This window comes from Streptomyces sp. H27-H5 (genome assembly GCF_026627505.1).
In the GTDB taxonomy this organism is placed as follows: domain Bacteria; phylum Actinomycetota; class Actinomycetes; order Streptomycetales; family Streptomycetaceae; genus Streptomyces.
Genome location: NZ_JAPNLK010000014.1, coordinates 20,969 through 36,555, shown reverse-complemented (window position 1 = coordinate 36,555; position 15,587 = coordinate 20,969). Strand labels below are relative to the sequence as shown.

Below are 15,587 nucleotides of genomic sequence, written 5' to 3'. Positions count from 1 at the left end.
TAGCGACGGTCCGGCGTAACCCGGACCTAAAAGGAGCGAAGTGGCTAAGGTCCGGGTATACGAACTCGCCAAGGAGTTCGGGGTAGAGAGCAAGGTCGTCATGGCCAAGCTCCAAGAACTCGGTGAATTCGTACGTTCGGCGTCCTCGACGATCGAGGCGCCTGTCGTACGCAAGTTGACTGACGCACTGCAGGGGCCCGGCGGCAACGCCGGCAAGTCCGCTGCGAAGCCCGGCGCGCCCCGCAAGGCCGCGCCCGCCAAGCCCGCGGCGCCCTCCCCGGCCGCCGCGGCACGTCCTGCCGCCCCGAAGCCCGGTGCACCGGCCCCCAAGCCGGTCGTCGCCGAGGCTCCGGCCGCCAGTACCCCCGCCCCGGTGACTCCGGCCGCATCCGGCCCGCGTCCCGGTCCCAAGGCTCCGGCCGCCCCGAAGCCCGCTCCGGCGGCTCCCGTGGCGACCGAGTTCTCCGCGCCTCCGGCGGCTCCGGCCGCCCCGGCGCGCACCGAGCGTCCCGCCGCCGCGGCTCCCGGTCCCCGTCCGGCGCAGCAGCGTCCGGCACAGGGTCAGGGTGGCCAGGGCGGTGCCCGTCCCGGCGCCCCGCGTCCGGCCGGTGCCGCGCCCGGCGCCCAGGCCCAGCGCCCCGGTGGCGCTCAGGCCCCGCGTCCCCAGGGCGCACGTCCGGCCGGTCCCCGTCCGGGCAACAACCCCTTCACCTCTGGTGGCTCCACCGGTATGGCGCGCCCGCAGGCGCCCCGTCCGGCCGGCGCTCCCCGTCCCGGTGCCCCCGGCGCCGGTGGCGGCCAGGGTGCTCCGCGTCCGCAGGGCGGCCCCGGCGGCGCTCCGCGTCCGCAGGGTCAGGGCGCAGGCCGTCCGACCCCGGGCGGCATGCCGCGTCCGCAGGGCGCCCGTCCCGGTGCCGGTGGCCCTGGTGGCGCTCCCGGTGGTAACCGTCCGAACCCGGGCATGATGCCGCAGCGTCCCGCTGCCGGTGGTCCCGGCCCCCGTCCCGGTGGCGGCCCCGGTGGCCGTGGTCCCGGTACGGGCGGCGCAGGTCGTCCCGGCGGTGCCGGTCGTCCCGCGGGTGGCGGCTTCGCCGGTCGTCCGGCCGGTCCGGGTTCGCGTCCCGGCGGCGGTGGCGGCTTCGGCGGCCCGCGTCCCGGTGGCGGCGGCTTCGGCGGCGGTCCGGCGGGTGCCGGTGGCGGCGGTCGTCCCGGCTTCGGTGGTCGTCCCGGCGGTCCCAATGCCCGTGGTGGCACGCAGGGTGCCTTCGGTCGCCCCGGTGGTCCGGCCCGTCGTGGTCGCAAGTCCAAGCGTCAGAGGCGCCAGGAGTACGAGGCCATGCAGGCCCCGTCCGTCGGCGGCGTGATGCTGCCTCGCGGCCATGGCGAGACCGTTCGCCTGTCGCGCGGTGCCTCCCTCACCGACTTCGCGGAGAAGATCAACGCCAACCCGGCGTCGCTCGTCGCCGTGATGATGAACCTCGGCGAGATGGTCACTGCCACGCAGTCCGTCTCCGACGAGACGCTCGAGATGCTGGCCGGCGAGATGAACTACGTCGTTCAGATCGTCAGCCCGGAGGAAGAGGACCGCGAGCTCCTCGAGGGCTTCGACATCGAGTTCGGCGAGGACGAGGGCGGCGAGGAATACCTCATGCCGCGTCCGCCGGTCGTGACCGTCATGGGTCACGTCGACCACGGTAAGACCCGACTGCTCGACGCCATCCGCAAGACGAACGTCATTGCGGGCGAGGCCGGTGGCATCACGCAGCACATCGGTGCGTACCAGGTCGGTACCGAGGTCAACGGTGAAGAGCGCAAGATCACCTTCATCGACACCCCGGGTCACGAGGCGTTCACCGCCATGCGTGCCCGTGGTGCCAAGTCGACCGACATCGCGATCCTCGTGGTCGCGGCCAACGACGGCGTCATGCCGCAGACGATCGAGGCGCTCAACCACGCCAAGGCCGCCGGCGTCCCGATCGTCGTCGCGGTCAACAAGATCGACGTCGAGGGTGCCGACCCGGTCAAGGTGCGCGGTCAGCTCACCGAGTTCGGTCTGGTCGCCGAGGAGTACGGCGGCGACACGATGTTCGTCGACATCTCCGCCAAGCAGGGTCTGCACATCGACTCCCTGCTCGAGGCCGTCGTCCTCACCGCCGACGCCTCGCTCGACCTGCGTGCCAACCCGGAGCAGGACGCTCAGGGTATTGCGATCGAGTCCCACCTCGACCGCGGCCGCGGTGCCGTCGCCACCGTCCTCGTCCAGCGCGGAACGCTGCGCGTCGGCGACACGATGGTCGTGGGCGACGCCTACGGCCGAGTGCGCGCCATGCTCGACGACAAGGGCAACAACGTCGAGGAAGCGGGTCCCTCGACCCCCGTCCTGGTCCTGGGACTCACCAACGTCCCCGGCGCCGGCGACAACTTCCTCGTCGTGGACGAGGACCGTACGGCCCGTCAGATCGCCGAGAAGCGTGCTGCGCGAGAGCGCAACGCCAACTTCGCCAAGCGCGTCCGTCGTGTGTCCCTCGAGGACCTCGACTCCGTGCTCAAGGCCGGTCTGGTCCAGGAACTCAACCTCATCATCAAGGGCGACGCGTCCGGTGCGGTCGAGGCTCTCGAGTCCTCGCTGCTCCAGCTCGACGTCGGTGAAGAGGTCGACATCCGGGTCCTGCACCGCGGTGTGGGTGCGGTCACCGAGTCCGACATCTCGCTGGCGATGGGCTCCGACGCCATCGTCATCGGTTACAACGTCCGTGCGGCCGGTCGCGCCGCGCAGATGGCGGACCGCGAGGGTGTCGACGTCCGCTACTACTCGGTGATCTACCAGGCCATCGAGGAGATCGAGGCGGCCCTGAAGGGTCTCCTCAAGCCGGAGTACGAAGAGGTCGAGCTCGGTACGGCGGAGGTCCGCGAGATCTTCCGCTCGTCCAAGCTGGGCAACATCGCGGGTGTTCTCATCCGCTCCGGCGAGGTCAAGCGCAACACCAAGGCGCGGCTCCTGCGCGATGGCAAGGTCATCGCCGAGAACCTCACCATCTCCGGTCTGCGCCGCTTCAAGGACGACGTCACCGAGATCCGCGAAGGCTTCGAGGGCGGTATCAACCTCGGTTCCTTCAACGACATCAAGATCGACGACGTCATCGCGACGTACGAGATGCGCGAGAAGCCCCGCGCGTAAGCGCGAGGCGGTTCGCACCGTGTCGTAAGGCGTAAGGCTCGTACGGCCGAAAGGTCGTACGAGTAGCACCGGGGCCGGTCGGCGGAATATCCGTCGATCGGCCCCGGCCGTTGCGTGTACGGTTCTGGTGATCCTGCCGCGCGTAGGCCGGCAGCCACCGAACCCGCACCGGCGGGACATCCGGAACTGCATGTACGTGGGGACTCTGTCCTTCGATCTGCTCCTCGGCGACGTTCACTCGCTGAAGGAGAAACGCTCCGTCGTCCGGCCCATCGTCGCCGAGCTCCAACGCAAGTTCTCCGTGAGCGCGGCAGAGGTGGGCGACCAGGACCTGCATCGCAGGGCCCTCATAGGGGTCGCCCTGGTGAGTGGGGACGCGGGGTTCGTGTCGGACGTACTGGACCGCTGCGAGCGGTTGGTCGCGGCACGTCCTGAAGTGGAGCTGCTGTCGGTACGACGGCGGCTCCACGGTGATGAAGACTGACTGCAAGACAAAGAAGGAGACGGACCAGTGGCCGACAATGCGCGGGCGAAGAAGCTGGCGGACCTCATCCGGGAGGTGGTGGCCGAGAAGCTGCAGCGCGGTGTCAAGGACCCCCGCCTCGGTACGCACGTGACCATCACGGACACCCGGGTCACCGGCGACCTGCGGGAGGCCACGGTCTTCTACACGGTCTACGGCGACGACGAGGACCGGGCCAGTGCGGCAGCGGGCCTGGAGAGCGCCAAGGGCGTACTGCGCTCCGCGGTCGGCCGGGCGGCGGGAACCAAGTTCACGCCCACCCTGACTTTCGTGGCGGACGCCCTCCCGGAGAACGCCAAGACCATCGAGGACCTCCTCGAGAAGGCGCGCACCTCCGACGCCCAGGTCCGCGAGGTGTCCTCCGGGGCCAAGTACGCCGGCGACGCCGACCCGTACAAGAAGCCGGACGAGGACGACGAGGACGCAACCGCGGAATGAGCACCAACGCAGGGAAGACTCCGGACGGCCTTGTCATCGTCGACAAGCCGTCCGGCTTCACTTCGCACGACGTGGTCGCCAAGATGCGCGGGATCGCCAAGACCCGTCGCGTCGGCCACGCCGGCACGCTCGACCCGATGGCCACGGGCGTACTCGTCCTCGGCGTCGAGAAGGCCACCAAGCTCCTCGGCCACCTCGCGCTGACGGAGAAGGAGTACCTCGGCACCATCAGGCTGGGACAGGACACCCTCACGGACGACGCCGAGGGCGAGATCATCTCCTCCGCCGACGCGTCCGGGGTGACCCGCGAGGCCGTGGACGCCGGCATCGCCAAGCTGTCCGGCGAGATCATGCAGGTCCCGTCCAAGGTCAGCGCCATCAAGATCAAGGGCGTCCGCTCCTACAAGCGCGCCCGGGACGGCGAGGACTTCGAGATCCCGGCCCGACCGGTGACCATCTCGTCCTTCCAGGTGTACGACATGCGGGACGCCGAGGCCGAGGACGGCACCAAGGTCGTCGACCTCGTCGTCTCCGTCGTCTGCTCCAGCGGTACGTACATCCGGGCCCTCGCCCGTGACCTGGGCGCCGACCTCGGCGTCGGCGGCCATCTGACGGCGCTGCGGCGCACCCGGGTGGGCCCGTACAAGCTCGACCGGGCGCGGACGCTCGACCAGCTCCAGGAGGAGCTGACCGTCATGCCGATCGGCGAGGCCGCGGCTGCGGCCTTCCCGCGGTGGGACCTGGACGCCCGGCGTGCCGGTCTGCTCGCCAACGGCGTGCGGATCGAGATGCCGGAGCAGTACGAGGACGGCAAGACGGTCGCCGTGTACGGTCCCCAGGACCAGCTGCTCGGGCTCGTGGAGAGCAAGGGCGGCAAGGCGAAGTCGCTCGCGGTGTTCGTCTGACGGACGGAGTTCGTCCCGACGGGCGGTTCGGCCCGGTGCGTTCGTACGGCCCTCGGGCCGCACGGCGGGCCGGGCCGTTCGCGTCCGTCCCGACGGTTCTCCGGGGCGACATCCCTCCGGGGTGACCGTGCGTCCGGGGTGACCGTCGGGTCGTCCGGTCGGGGCCGCGCCCCTCGTCGCGCGTGTTTGTCGTGGAGCGGCGAGCGCACAGAGATCGCCGCTCACCGCTCCACGACCCCCCTCGGGTAGCTCTCTATCCACCCGGAGTGCCTTATTCACCCGTCCGAGCAGGCGCTCGGAGTGAATGGAGGGAGCGTAAGGGGGCGCTTTCGCCTCGCGTGCTTTTCCCGCTGATCTTCACGTGCCTAACGTCATGAGCACGGGTACGGCGGGGGAGTGGTGCGGCAATGACGGAGCTCGTCAGGATCTGCGATCTCGCCGGGCGGGTGCGGGGCAGCGGCTTCGTCGCGGACGACCGCGGCACGGTGATCACCAGCCACGAGGCCGTGGACGGTCTGGCCCGGGTGGTGCTGCACGGCCCGGGGGAACGCACCTGGCTCGCCGAGGCGGGGGACCTGACCCCGCTGCCGTGGCTCGCGCTCGCCCTCGTACGCACCGACGGGCTGGGACTGCGCCCCCTGCCGATCGGGGCGCGCTCGGTGATCACTCCCGGGACGTACGTACGGATCCCCGCGCGGGGGTGGCGACAGGCGCGCGTGCTCGCGGCCGGCGCGGAGGTCACGTACACCGCGACCGACCGGTTCCACGTCCTGCCCGCCACGGTGGAGCTGGCGATCGGCACGGCCGGCCGGGACGCCCTGGAGCTGGGCGGGGAAGCCTGCGGGGGGCCGGTGCTCGACGCCGAGACCGGAGCGGTGCTCGCGGTGGTGGGCACCGCTCTGCACGCCGAGCACCGCTCCGCCGGCTTCGCGATCCCCCTGCGCGCGGCGGCCGAGGCCGACCCCGGCGGTCCGCTGGCCGCCCTGCTGGAACGGAACGCCGCCACCGTGCCCGGACACGGCGCCGACCTGAACCTGGCCGGCGCGCTGGAGCTGACCGGGACCACCCTGCCCCCGGCGCTCACCGCCGACGGGCCGGAACCCGTCGAGCGACCCGAGATCGCCGCCGAACTGGCCGCCTTCACCACCTCGAACCGGTCCGTCCTCGGGCTGGTCGGCGCCCCCGGCACCGGCCGGACCACGGCACTGGCCGTCCTGACCGCGCACCGCGCCCGCGGGGCCCGGCCCGCGCCCACGCTGTGGCTGCGCGGAGCCGATCTGCGCGCCGGCGACTCCTCGCTGGCCGACGCGGTGGGGCGGGCGCTGGCCGCGGCGCGGCGGATCGTCTCCGCGGGTGCGGAGGCGCGTACCGAAGCCGAGGCGGAGGTGGGGACGGACGTGGGGACGGCGCGTGTGGCGTCCCCGGAACCCGCGGCGATGGCCGGCGCGGAGGCGGCCGTGTCCGCCGGCCCGGTCCCGGGCCTCGGCTCGGCATCGGGCTTCGGCTCGGCATCGGGCTTCGGTCCGACCGGGGGCCTCGGCTCGGCATCGGGCTTCGCGCCCCTCGCGCCCCTGGCGTCCGTCGCGCCCCTCGCCCCGGTCGCCGACGCCGGTCGCGGCGGCCGGGCGACCGGCGTGGGCACCGTCGCACCGCTCCCGGGACTCTCCGGCCCCGCCGGTCCTGCCGGGACGGCCGTGATCGGACCGGTTCCGGAGCCCGGCGCCGCCCCCGGAGCCGCGAGCACCGCCGAGCGGATCGCACGGCTGGCCGCCGACGCCGGCTGCGCGCTGCTCGTGGTCCTCGACGCCCCGGAGGAGACGCCCCCGCGCCAGGCCCCACGACAGGCGCCCTGGGCCGAGGCCACCGCCCGGTGGCTCGACGGGATCGGTGCCCGGCTGGTCGTCGCCGCCCGGCCGGAGTACTGGGAGCGGGCCGGCGCCCTCTATCCGCCCGAGGCGCTGTACACCCCCTCCCGTCCGGCCCGACGGCTGCCGCCCGCGCTGCCGGTCGGCGACCTGACGCCCGACGAGGCGCGGACGGCCCGCGCCCGCCTCGGCATCCCCGCCGACGCGGTACGGGAAGCCGACGCCCGACACCCCCTCACCCTGCGCCTGCTCGCCGACATCCGGGCCGCCGAGGTCACCGCGGGGCGGCCCGGCCGCGACGAGGTCTTCGCGGCGCACCTCGACCTGTCGGCGCTGCGGGTCGCCGTGCGGATCGCGGCCACGGGCGCCGGCCCCTCGGAGCCGGGCCCGGGCGGCGCCCCGTCCACGCCCCCGGGCGCCGGCGGGACCGGGGGAGCGGGAGCCGGCTGGTTCGGCGGGCTCGGCGCGGCCGGGTCCCGGATCCGCGCGACGGGAGCCCCGTCCGGCCCCGACACCCCGGGCACCGCGGGCACTGACCGGGTATCGGCCCTGATCGGATCGGTGTGCGGCGCGGCCCAGGCGGACGGGGACGACCCGGCGGCACGACGCCCCGGTGACCAGACTCGCGGGGTGCACGGTCCGGGTGTGCACGGGCCCGGGGTGCGGCGGCTCGCCGCCCGGGTCGCGGGGCGGCTGCACGAGGCCGCCCGCCGCTGCCTCGGGCCGGGGCAGGGCGAGCTGGACCGGGCCGCCTTCGAGGAGCTGTTCCCCTGGCGGACCGGCTGGGCCTCGGCCGTGCTCACCGAGGGCCTGCTGGTCCCCGCCGGGACCGGGTACCGCTTCGCCCACGAGGAACTGTCCGACTGGCTCCAGGCGGGACACCTCGACGTCCCGACCGCACTGGATGCCCTGGTGCACCTCGGCCCCGCCACGACGGGCCCGCCCGTGCCCCGCCACCGTGTCGGAACGGTCCTGGAAGCGCTGCTCAGGCTCTCGCCGACCGAGACCCGAGCGCTGCTGACCCGGCTGGTGGAGGCGCTGAACTCCCTCGCGGAAGCCGAACCGGAGCGGCAACCGGAGCCACAACCGGAAGAGCGGGCGGAGAGGGAGCGCGAGCGGCCCGGGCCCGGGGAGGACGGCCGGGCCGACCGGGTCTGGTGGGCGGCCCGCCTGCTCCGCGAGAGCCTGCTGCGGGTCCCCGACGCCACGCCGTACCTGCCCGTCCTGCACGCCCTCGCCGAACACGTCGCCCGCACCGGCCCCGACGACTTCGAAGGCCGGTTCTGGAACCGGCTCCGCCTGTCCGAGTCCGACCGCCTCGACCTGTTGCGCCGGCTGCTGCCCTGCGACCACCGTTACCTGGAGGCCGCCGCCCGACGCCTCGCCCGCGACCCGCGGCTCGTCCAGCCGCTGCTCTGCGTCTGGCTGACCGACGAACGCCGGTTGCGCGGGCGCCCCGGAGCCACCGTCGCCACCGCCGCCCAGGCCCTGCTGCACACCCACCGCGCCCTCGCCGTCGACGAACTGGCGGAGGCCCTGGTCGCGGCCGCCCATCCGCGTGCCGACGAACTGCTCGCCGTACTCGCCGAGGACGAGCCCTCCGCCCTGTGCCGGGCCGTCGACCGCTGGGCCCACGACGAACGACCCGGGCGCCGGGTCGCCGCCGCCGCGTACGGACTGACCACCGCCCCGCACGTGCGCGCCCCCGCCGACCGCGAGCTGCTGCGCCGCGCGGCGCAGGCGCTGCTGGCCCGCCCGGCCGACGCGACCCTGCACGGCAGCGCCCTCGGGACGCTGCTCCGCGACCCCCAGGTGCGGGCCCGGTACCTGCCCGACGCCCTCGCCTGCTTCCGGGATCCCGAGGGCGGTGCCCGGCTGCCCGCGTCGGCATTGGTCGCGGCGCTGCCCGTGCTCCCCGACCCGGACGCCGTCTTCGCCGCCCTGCGGGCCCGCGCCGACGGGGAGGTGGTGCGCGCCTTGGCCGCGCTCACCACGCCGGGGCTGGCCCGCCGCGCGGGTGACCTCGTACGGGAGCACCTCGCACGGCACCCCGAGGACGCCCCGCACGCGGCCGTGTTCGTGGACCGGCGCCTCGACCAGGGCCTGACCGCGACGCCCGTGCTCCGCCCGCTGGTCCTCGACCTGCTGCGGACCGCCCCGACCGGCGTCCGGGTCGCCCTGGCCCGGGTACTGGCCGCGCCCGGCGGGGAGGGCTCCTCGGTGCTCCGGGGCGACCTGGCCGACGTACTGCTGCGGGAGGAGACCGACCCGGTGGTGCTCGACGCCTTCCTCGGGGCGCTCGCCGCCTGGGTGGGCGCGCGGCCGGAGGAACGCACCCGCGAGCTGCTGCGGCGCACGGGCCGTCGGCTGTTGGGGACGCCGGGGGGCCCGGCGGTGTTCGAGCACCGGACGGTGGAGCTCGCCCGCGCCGATCCGGTCTTCGGGAGCCTCGTCGCACGCTGGCTCGGTGAATCGGGGGTGGAGGCGGCCGCGCTGCTCGGGCCGGGGGCCCGACGCACGGTCGAGACGCTCAGCAGGGCCGCTCCCGACATCACGTGACGCGGGGGCGGTTCCCCCGACGTCATCCGACGCCCGACATCACGTCGCGCGGGGCGGAGTCGGCCCGATGCCGATGCGGACCCCCGGCCGGCGGCATGGCAGTCTTAGACCTGCAATCGACATCAGGACAGGGACCATACGGGTTCGGGCGAGGAGCGGTCACAGTGCAGCGCTGGCGTGGCTTGGAGGACATCCCCCAGGACTGGGGACGCAGCGTCGTCACCATCGGCTCCTACGACGGTGTGCACCGGGGGCATCAGCTGATCATCGGGCGTGCCGTCGCCAAGGCCCGGGAGCTGGGCCTCCCGTCGGTCGTCGTCACCTTCAGCCCGCACCCGAGCGAGGTCGTGCGGCCCGGCAGCCACCCGCCGATCCTGGCGCCCTACGACCGGCGCGCCGAGCTGATGTCCGGTCTCGGGGTGGACGCGCTGTTGATCCTGCCATTCACGGCGGAGTTCTCCCAGCTGTCCCCGGCCGACTTCATCGTGAAGGTGCTCGTCGACAAGCTGCACGCGCGCGCCGTCATCGAGGGACCGAACTTCCGCTTCGGTCACAAGGCCGCCGGGAACGTCGACTTCCTGCGCGAGCTGGGGGCCACCTACGACTACGAGGTCGACGTCGTGGACCTGGTGGAACGCGGCGAGGCGGGCGGCGGGGTGCCGTTCTCCTCGACGCTGGCGCGCCGGCTCGTCGCCGAGGGCGACATGGACGGCGCGGCCGAGATCCTCGGCCGCCCGCACCGGGTCGAGGGCGTCGTGGTGCGCGGCGCGCAGCGCGGCCGCGAACTCGGCTACCCGACGGCCAACGTCGAGACCCAGCCGCACACCGCGATCCCCGCGGACGGGGTGTACGCGGGCTGGCTGACGGCGGACGGCGAGCGGATGCCGGCGGCGATCTCCGTGGGGACGAACGTGCAGTTCGACGCCACCGAGCGGACCGTCGAGGCGTACGCGATCGACCGGATCGGGCTGGACCTGTACGGGATGCACGTGGCCGTGGACTTCCTCGCGTACGTGCGGGGCATGGCCAAGTTCGAGTCCCTGGACGGGCTGTTGGAGGCCATCGCCGACGACGTGAAGCGGGCGCGGGTGCTGACCGACGCCTACGACGCGGAGCGCTGAACCCGGCCGCACGCATGACGTGAGGGCCCGTACCGTCCCCGGGGGCGGTACGGGCCCTCACGTGTTGCCGCCGAATGCGCCCGAGCCGGCCGTCGTCAGCCGAGCCGGGGGTCGCGTGGCGGACCACCGGGCTGCGGCGGCTGCGGCGGTTGTTGCCCCGGCTGCCCGGGCTGCTGCCAGGGCTGACCGGGCTGCGGGTACGCCCGGTCGTACGGCTGCGGGGCGGGCGGCTGCGGGGCGGGCGGCTGTTGCTGGTAGGGCCCCTGTTGCCGGTACGGCCCCGGAGCCTGCGGGGCCGGGGCGGCCTGCGGGGCGCCCCAGTGGTTCTGCGGGGCCTGCTGCTGCGCCCGGACGAAGTCCTCGGCCACCAACGCGGAGAGGTTGAAGTACGCCTCACGCGTCTTCGGCCGCATCAGGTCGAGGTCCACCTCCGCGCCCGCGGCGAGGTGCTCGTCGAAGGGCACCACGACCACGCCCCGGCAACGGGTCTCGAAGTGCTGGACGATGTCCTCGATCTTGATCATCTTGCTGGTCTCGCGGACCCCCGAGATGACGGTGAGGGAGCGGGACACGAGATCGGCGTAACCGTGGGCGGAGAGCCAGTCGAGCGTGGTGCTCGCGCTGCTGGCGCCGTCCACGGACGGCGTCGAGATGATGATCAGCTGATCGGCCAGGTCGAGGACCCCGCGCATGGCCGAGTACAGGAGCCCGGTGCCCGAGTCGGTCAGGACGATCGGGTACTGGCGCCCCACCGTCTCGATGACGCGCCGGTAGTCCTCGTCGTTGAAGGTCGTCGAGACCGCGGGGTCCACGTCGTTCGCGATGATCTCCAGGCCGGAAGGGGCCTGCGAGGTGAACCGGCGGATGTCCATGTACGAGTTCAGGTACGGGATCGCCTGGACGAGGTCCCGGATCGTCGCACCGGTCTCGCGGCGCACCCGACGGCCGAGGGTGCCGGCGTCGGGGTTCGCGTCGATGGCCAGGATCTTGTCCTGTCGCTCGGTGGCGAGCGTCGCCCCGAGCGCGGTGGTCGTCGTGGTCTTGCCGACGCCGCCCTTGAGGCTGATGACGGCGATCCGGTAGCACGACATGACCGGCGTACGGATCAGCTCCAGCTTGCGCAGTCGCTCCGCCTCGGCCGCCTTGCCGCCGAACCGGAAGCCCGAACGGGTCGGCTTGGGCTTCTGCTTGGCCCGCAACAGACGGTCCGAGGACAACTCGACGGCGGCGGTGTAGCCGAGCGGCGCCCCGCCGCCGCCCTGACCGGACGCGTACGGGGGCTGCTGGGGGCCGGTCGGCCACTGCGCGCCCGAGCGGGGGTCGACGTGAGACGGCTGAGGCTGCGGCGGTTGGGGCTGTTGCTGTTGCTGTTGGGCCGGGGCGGGAGGGAAGCCGTATCCCCCGTGCGGGGCCGGGTGCCGGGGCTCCCGGTCGGCGGGGGAGGGCGGGAAGCCGTAGCCCTGCGGAGCGCCGGGCATGCCGAAGGCGGGCGGCGGAAGTTCCCCACCGGGTCCCCCGTAGGGGTTCTCGGCGACGGGCGCCGGCGCGTCCGCGGGGGTGACGGGCGGGGCGTACGGCCCGGGCACGGGCTCCGCGAAGGGAGCCTGCGGCGCGGGGTCCCGGTAAGGCCCGGCCGCGGGCACCGCGTCGGCGGGAGCGGCGAACGGCGCGGGGACCGGAGCGGCGACCGGAGGCGGGGACACACCGTCTGTGGGCGCGGCGGACACCGCCGGCTCGACCGGTGCGGGCGCGGGTGCCTCGACCGGCGCGGGAACCGGAGCCGGTGCGTGCGCGGGGCTCGGGTACGGCTCCGGTGCGGGGCCGGGGTACGGCGGCGCCGGGGGTTCCGGCGTCACCGCGACCGGCGCGGGCGGGGCCACCGGCGCGGGCGGGGCGACGGGAGCCGGATCGACCGGGGCCGGGTGGATCGGAGCCGGGTGGATCGGAGCCGGGTGGACCGGAGCGGGCTCGGGCGCGGAGGCCGCCGGGGTGTCCTGGACCGGCGCCGCCTCGGGCGCGGGCGGGGCCACCGGCTCGGCGGGTCCCGCGTACGGGGGAACCGGCGCCGGGGCGTGCGAAGCCGGCGCGACCGGTTCCGCGACCGGCGCGGCGGGGATGTCCGGGTGGGCGGGCGCCGGCGCGGGCGCGTCCGCCGGGGCGGACGTCTCGTCCGGGCCCGGGTACGACGCGGCCGGACCGGGGTACGCCTCGTCCGGGCCCGGGTACGACGGAGCCGCCGTCGGGGGCCGGTCCGTCGGGGGCTCGTGAGAGGGCGCCGCGGCGCCGCGGGGCGGCTCGGGGGACGCCGGTGCGGGCGCCTGCTCGGCCCGCGTCGTGAACGCGGCGGGCGCGCCGTGCTCGTCGGCCGGGCGCCGCGGCGCGGGCGGGGCGATCCGCATCGTGGAGGGCGAGACCACGTCCGACGGGCGGTGGGGTTCGAACCCGCTGCCCTCGGGCAGCCCCGGCACCGGCGTGGCCGGAGCCGACGGCGCACCCTGGGTGTACCAGGCCGGCGGGGTGTAGTCGATGGTGAACTCGCCCGTCACTTCGGGCTCCGCGTCGGACTGATCGTCCGTCGGGACGTCCCACGTCCCGCCGCGCCTCTCGTTCCGATCGCCGCTCACTGGTCCTCCTGGTTTGTCGAACACCGCACAGGCGCCCACCTCGACGCCGCGCCCTCACTCAGCCTAATGGCGCCCCATCGCGCGGCCCGCCCTCGCGGGGGGCCCGCGGACCGGGGGCACCACGTCCCTCCCTACAGGTCGGCCGGGCGCTGAGCAACCGTCACCGCCACCCGCTCACCCCATCCGGGGGAGTCCCGGCCGCCCACCACCGAACCGTTCGCGCCGCGCCGGCTCAGTCGATCCGCCGTGCCGGACCCAGCAGCCCGATCTCCGTGTCCGTGCCCTGCGTCAACACGAACGTGCGATCCCGCGGCGTACACCACAGCGTGACCCCGTCACCCAGCGTCGGCAGCGAGTCCACCGCCGCGGCCGGCAGCTCCATCAGGCGGCCGATCTGCTCCGCCTCGTCGGGCGAGACCCGCTGCACGCCCACCACCGAGGAGTTCCGCAGCAGCCGGGGCGCCGTCGGGCTCAGGTAGGGAAGCAGGGTCAACACCGACTGCCACGGACCCGCCACCACCCGGCCGCGCGGCGGTCTCATCCCGCAGTCCCGGATCACCAGGACGGGGCTGCCCGCGGACGCGCCCTGCGGCGGGACCCGGCCCACCTCGTGGAGGGTCACGCACTGCTGCCCGCCGCCGGCGGCCTGCGCCAGACCGGACCACACCGGCCCGCGCCCGGTCTCCACCGCGACCCGCGCCCCGGTGGCCGCCGCGCGCAACGCCAGCACCTGGGCCGTCCAGAGACCGCCGATCAGCGTCACCTCGTACGGGGTGGGACGGTTGACGCCCAGCACCGCCGGGTTGCCCTCGGCGTCCACGCCGATGACGACCCCGTCGTCCCCGACGGGGAGCGCCAGCAGGTCCAGTTCCGCCGCCGGCAGCACGTGCCGTTCCCGGCGCGGGCCGACCAGCCCGAAGCCGCCCCGCAGGGCGCCCGTACCCCTCATCGCGCGCCTCCCAGCGGCAGCGAAGCCAGCAGCCCCGGCACCTGTTCCCGGTCCAGACGTACGAGGTCGGTCTTCACACCCCGCGCCGTCCGTTCCAGTTCGCGCCGGGCGGCGACCAACTCCTCGTCACTGCGCCCGGTCACCCGTACGTGACCGGTCAACGTGACGCCCTGTCGCCCGGCGGGGGCCATCGTGAGGCTGAAGTTCGTCGCCAGGGCCGGCAGGGAGGTCAGCAGCGCCACGAACCGGGGGAGCGTGGCCCCGGAACCGCCCAGCCGCGGCCAGCGGCCGATCCAGTACGTGGTGTGCCGGCGGTCGTCGCAGCGCCAGGTCCGCGAGGTCTCCTCCGTGCGTCGCCCCGACCCGGCCGACCGGCCCGCCTGGGTGATCGCCATCGGGTTCGCGCACGAGGACGTCGCCAGCGCGCCCGTGAGTTCCTGCTCGGTCAGCACCGTGGCGCGGAACCCGGCCCCCGTCAGCCGGCTCGCCAACTGATCGGCGGCCCGCACCAGACACCGCTGGGCGCCGCCGAGCCCGCCGCCGCGCGCGGTGACGGCCTCGGGGCACAGCTCCGGGTCGAGTTTCAGCGCCACCCACGTCAATCGCACCGCGGGCGTGCCGGTGCGGGCCTGTAGCGGGGTGTAGTTGAGCGTGGCCATCGACCGGGCCGGCAGGTGCGGCGCCGGCGCGGGTTGGGTGTGCTGCACCAACTGCGCGGACTCCAGGTGGATCCCGTCCACTTCGAGGATGTCCCGTACGAGAGCGAGCGGCAGCGGTCGCGCACCCCGGTCCGGCCTCAGCGCGGTGGCGTCCGTGTCCACCTGTACAACCGCGGTCAGGAACGTCCCGTCGCCCACCATGCCGACCGGCCGCCGATCGCGGTCCCCGAACGTCAGGGTCCGCAACGCCGGATCGGCCTCGACCAGCGGGGCCAGCCCCGGTTCGGTCCCGGCGGGCACGGCGAAGGCGGCGGCCCGGCGCCGGCGGGCCCGCAGCGCGAGGGAGCCGGCGAGCCACTCCGGCAGGGACCGCCGGCGCCGGCGGACGACCGCGAGCACCACCAGGACCGACGCGAGCGCGCCGGCCGGCATCAGCAGCAGCGGTTCCACCACCCACGCCACCAACAGCGCCGCCGCGGCGACCTGGAGCAGAACGAGCTGTTGCAATCGGAACGGACCGAACCGCCCCGGACCCGACCTCGGATGTGGTGTCACCCCGTCGCCCGCGGATGCGGCCGGGGTCGTCTGCGACCGCGTCGCGGTGGCCATCACTCGCGCACCTCCCCATCCCGGGGTCGGACCCCGTACGTCCGATGCCGCGCGACGGTCGCCGCCCGACACCGGGAATCCCCTCGATCCGCCCCGACAGGCCCTGATGCCCCACGGTGCCTGAAATCGCGCGCACCGGGGGGTGTTGAAGGGCCAA

9 protein-coding genes are annotated in these 15,587 nt (G+C 74.5%); 6 read left to right on the top strand and 3 right to left on the bottom strand.

Annotated elements, in window-relative coordinates; translation table 11 throughout:
* Positions 1–40 precede the first annotated feature (40 nt).
* The 6 genes from infB (at position 41) to OTB19_RS09185 (ending at position 10,589) form a co-directional block, all read left to right on the top strand.
* Entirely contained in the window at positions 41–3,178 is a 3,138-nt protein-coding gene (gene infB, locus OTB19_RS09210; protein ID WP_267797550.1) for a translation initiation factor IF-2, read from the top strand.
* A 190-nt stretch (positions 3,179–3,368) separates the two neighbouring features.
* Positions 3,369–3,662 carry a DUF503 domain-containing protein gene (locus tag OTB19_RS09205; RefSeq protein WP_053675255.1) on the top strand — a complete coding sequence of 98 codons (294 nt, stop codon included), beginning with the start codon at positions 3,369–3,371 and terminating at the stop codon, positions 3,660–3,662.
* A 27-nt stretch (positions 3,663–3,689) separates the two neighbouring features.
* Positions 3,690–4,139: a 30S ribosome-binding factor RbfA gene (gene rbfA, locus OTB19_RS09200; protein WP_267797549.1), complete on the top strand. Its 450-nt coding sequence runs from the start codon at positions 3,690–3,692 to the stop codon at positions 4,137–4,139.
* A complete protein-coding gene (truB, locus tag OTB19_RS09195) occupies positions 4,136–5,044 on the top strand; it encodes a tRNA pseudouridine(55) synthase TruB (protein ID WP_267797548.1) in 909 nt (302 codons plus the stop codon). Before rbfA ends, truB begins: the two co-directional genes overlap by 4 nt.
* Positions 5,045–5,451: 407 nt before the next feature.
* Positions 5,452–9,468: a serine protease gene (locus OTB19_RS09190; protein ID WP_267797547.1), complete on the top strand. Its 4,017-nt coding sequence runs from the start codon at positions 5,452–5,454 to the stop codon at positions 9,466–9,468.
* 164 nt (positions 9,469–9,632) lie between these two features.
* On the top strand, positions 9,633–10,589 hold the full coding sequence (locus tag OTB19_RS09185) for a bifunctional riboflavin kinase/FAD synthetase (RefSeq protein ID WP_267797546.1): 957 nt from the start codon (positions 9,633–9,635) through the stop codon (positions 10,587–10,589).
* A 95-nt stretch (positions 10,590–10,684) separates the two neighbouring features.
* Here the strand turns inward: OTB19_RS09185 and OTB19_RS09180 are convergent, their stop codons facing one another.
* The 3 genes from OTB19_RS09180 to eccE all read right to left on the bottom strand — a co-directional run bounded on the left by OTB19_RS09180 (position 10,685) and on the right by eccE (position 15,328).
* The gene (locus OTB19_RS09180) at positions 10,685–13,213 is read right to left on the bottom strand and encodes an SCO5717 family growth-regulating ATPase (RefSeq protein ID WP_267797545.1); all 2,529 of its coding nucleotides are present in this window, start codon (positions 13,211–13,213) and stop codon (positions 10,685–10,687) included.
* A gap of 232 nt (positions 13,214–13,445) precedes the next feature.
* Positions 13,446–14,162, bottom strand: a complete 717-nt coding sequence (locus tag OTB19_RS09175; protein ID WP_267797544.1) for a hypothetical protein — start codon at positions 14,160–14,162, stop codon at positions 13,446–13,448.
* Positions 14,159–15,328: a type VII secretion protein EccE gene (gene eccE / locus OTB19_RS09170; RefSeq protein WP_420716814.1), complete on the bottom strand. Its 1,170-nt coding sequence runs from the start codon at positions 15,326–15,328 to the stop codon at positions 14,159–14,161. The genes OTB19_RS09175 and eccE overlap by 4 nt, the downstream gene beginning before the upstream one ends.
* Between the last annotated feature and the right edge of the window lie 259 nt (positions 15,329–15,587).

Excerpts from the sequence above, each read along its gene's own strand:
- OTB19_RS09190 (WP_267797547.1), top strand. The coding sequence starts at position 5,452 with ATGACGGAGCTCGTCAGGATCTGCGATCTCGCCGGGCGGGTGCGGGGC.
- OTB19_RS09205 (WP_053675255.1), top strand. The coding sequence starts at position 3,369 with ATGTACGTGGGGACTCTGTCCTTCGATCTGCTCCTCGGCGACGTTCAC.
- OTB19_RS09175 (WP_267797544.1), bottom strand. The coding sequence starts at position 14,162 with ATGAGGGGTACGGGCGCCCTGCGGGGCGGCTTCGGGCTGGTCGGCCCG.
- truB (WP_267797548.1), top strand. The coding sequence starts at position 4,136 with ATGAGCACCAACGCAGGGAAGACTCCGGACGGCCTTGTCATCGTCGAC.